At 72.7% G+C, this 2,609-nt stretch carries 3 protein-coding genes; 1 reads left to right on the plus strand and 2 read right to left on the minus strand.

Annotated elements, in window-relative coordinates; translation table 11 throughout:
• Both NBX02_RS04200 and NBX02_RS04205 read right to left on the minus strand, forming a co-directional pair.
• Window positions 1–774 (minus strand): hypothetical protein (locus tag NBX02_RS04200; RefSeq protein WP_250290061.1); only part of this gene is annotated, 774 nt, incomplete at its 3' end.
• 136 nt (window positions 775–910) lie between these two features.
• Complete coding sequence (locus tag NBX02_RS04205; protein ID WP_250286312.1) at window positions 911–2,047, minus strand: oxygenase MpaB family protein; 1,137 nt, start codon at window positions 2,045–2,047, stop codon at window positions 911–913.
• A 242-nt stretch (window positions 2,048–2,289) separates the two neighbouring features.
• On the opposite strand from NBX02_RS04205, the gene NBX02_RS04210 reads away from it, so the two are divergent.
• Window positions 2,290–2,609, plus strand: a 320-nt coding sequence (locus tag NBX02_RS04210) for an antibiotic biosynthesis monooxygenase family protein (RefSeq protein WP_250290063.1), incomplete at its 3' end; no start/stop codon positions are given.

A 2,609-nucleotide genomic window follows, 5' to 3' on the forward strand; every position in this document is an offset into this window, starting at 1 on the left:
GCGCAGGTAGGCGTCGACGCCGCCGCGGTGGCGCGGCCGTGACCACCGGCCGCGCGGGCCGCCGACCGGTGACCGCGACGCCCCGGCGGCGCCGGTAGCGGCCAGCATCACCGACCGTGGCGGCAGCAGATAGCGGCCACGCAGGTATTCGCCCAGCCAGCGGGCCTGCGCCTCGGCGAGCCGGACACTGTCGGTGACGCTGTCGGTGACGCTGATCGCCTCGGGGGCTACCAGCCGGGAGAGACGCCCACGGGCGGGATTCGCCTCACCTGACCGGTGCGTCAGGACAGCGCATCCGTACACCCCTTCCGTGTCCGGGTCGAAAACGCCGCCGAACAACGGCGACGGGACGGCGGACGGGCCGGCCGGCCGGTACTCGGCGGCCTGCCCGGCGCCAGGCGCGATGATTCCCCCGAGGAGCACCACGGCGTCCCAGCGGGTCGCCGGCTGGCCACCGACGCGGACGTCGAACGGCCGACGGTCGCCGTCCACCGGGCGGATCCCGTAGCCATCGCTGTCGAGCCTGGTGAACCGCCCGGCGAAGCCCCGCTCGTCCGGGAACTCCCCGCTGCCTGCGGGGGGCTCCTTGCCGGCCCCGGCGGGCTCCCCGGTGGACGAGGGGGGTGCCGCCGCCGGGCCGCCGCCCGCGTCGCGCGCCGCGCGATCGTGTGTCACGAACAGGTGCGCGTCCAGCCCGGAGTCGACGAGCGCGCGCAGCGCCGTCCCGGCGGCCGGGCCCGCGCCGAACACCGCTACCCGGGGAAGTTGAGCCACGATCGGCAAGGGTAGGCCACATCAGGCTGCCCGTGACAGCCCCCTACGGCGTTATTGCATTTTGTCCTTATTACACACTTTTTGCCCCTGCTATATCGTCCCGGCTGCGCTGTCGGGCCAGTGTCACCAGCCTGTGTCACCGGCCTGGCGCCACCGTCAGGTGGGCGGGCCGGCGGCGGCCCTGGGGCGGCGGCTGGCTCTCCTGCGCCCGCTGGCGTGGCAGTGTCATCAGAAGGCGCCGTGGGGCGTCCCGGGGGATCATCCGGGCTTCGGGCGCGGGCCTGGCAGGACGCGTCCTGGCAGGGCGTATCACGGCGTCCCGCGGCTCGGGAACCTGCCGTAGCCGACGGGGCAGCGCGAGCAGCGCGGTACGTGTCGCCCGTGCGCCCAGGCAGGCGGCGGTGTCCAGCAGCGGTGTGTCGGGCAGGCCGTAGAGGCGGCGGGCCCAGCCCGGCAGCATCCCGGCGGCGATCGCGCTCAGGGCGGACCACGCCGGGCGCGCGGGCGTGGTCCGCGACACCCACCGGGGCATGGGCGGCCGCAGGATGAACGAGATCATTTCGCGGGACTGCGGCGTCACCCGCAGGTGAGGACGCATCCGCGTGAAATAGTGGGCAACCGCGGCCTGGCTGTCCGGAACGTCCTCCGCCGGGATACCGATCAGCTCGGCGGCCCGCACCTGCTCGGCGAAGTAGGCGTCGGCCTGGCTGTCGGTGAGGCGCAGGCCGCATCGGCGGGCCGTCGAGAGGAAGGACTCGGCCTCGCTCACATGCACCCACAGCAGCAGTTCGGGATCGCCAGCCCGGTAGGGCCGGCCACTGGTGGGCTCGGTGCCACGGACACGCGTGTGCACGCGACGTACCCGTTCGGCGGCCTGCCGCGCCTGCGCGGTCGTCCCATAGGTGATCGTTTCGACGTAGGTGGCGGTACGCAGCAGGCGTCCCCACGGGTCGGCCCGGTAGGCGGAGTGCTGGGCGACGCCGGCCATGGCCAGCGGGTGCACGCCCTGCAGGAGCAGCGCGCGGATACCGGCGACGATCATGCTCGGATCGCCGTGCACCCGCCAGGTCACACTGGCCGGCCCGAACAGCCCGGCATCCGGTGCGGGGCCCGCGTCCGTGCCGCCGCTGTCGGCACCGCGGTTGCTGTCCGTGCCGCCGCCGCTGTCGGTGCCGTGGTCGTCGCTGGTGCCGCGGTTGCCGTCGGTATCGCTGTTGACGTTGGCGCCACTGCCCGTGCCGGCCGCCGGCCGCCACGGCGTGGATCGTGTCACGGCATCAGTGACTTCATGGGCTCGATGCCGTTGATCAATCACCTGAACATCCCCGTTTCTTACTCTCAGGAATCAAATAGAAACTAATGGTTGCACATTGACTACGATGGATGCATGCAGGGTGCGCTGCGTGTCTAGATTGTGATCAGATGGTGATGTAACGCGGGGCGATGCGCACATGCGCCGGTCCGAGCGGGTCGTTGCGCTGTCGCATGACCGGCGCCACGAACTAACGTGGCCCCATGAGCGTCGTGAAGATCAATGCACTGACCGTCCCGGCCGAGCTGCGGGCCACGCTGGAGCAGCGGTTCGCCGGCCGGGCCGGCATCGTGGAGGCCGCGGACGGTTTCGAGTGGTTCGAGCTGCTGCGGCCGGTGGAGGGCACCGACACCTACCTCGTCTACACGCGCTGGCGCAGCGAGGAGGACTTCCAGAAGTGGCAGGCGTCCAACGCCTTCCAGGCCGGGCACGCGCAGGCGGCGGCGGACGCCGCGGGTGCCCCGGCATCGGCCGGCCACCCCGGCGGCCACCCCGGCGGCCACCCCGGCGGCCACCCCGGCGG

The sequence above is a fragment of the Protofrankia sp. CiP1_Cm_nod1 genome, from assembly GCF_920888515.1.
GTDB lineage: Bacteria > Actinomycetota > Actinomycetes > Frankiales > Frankiaceae > Protofrankia.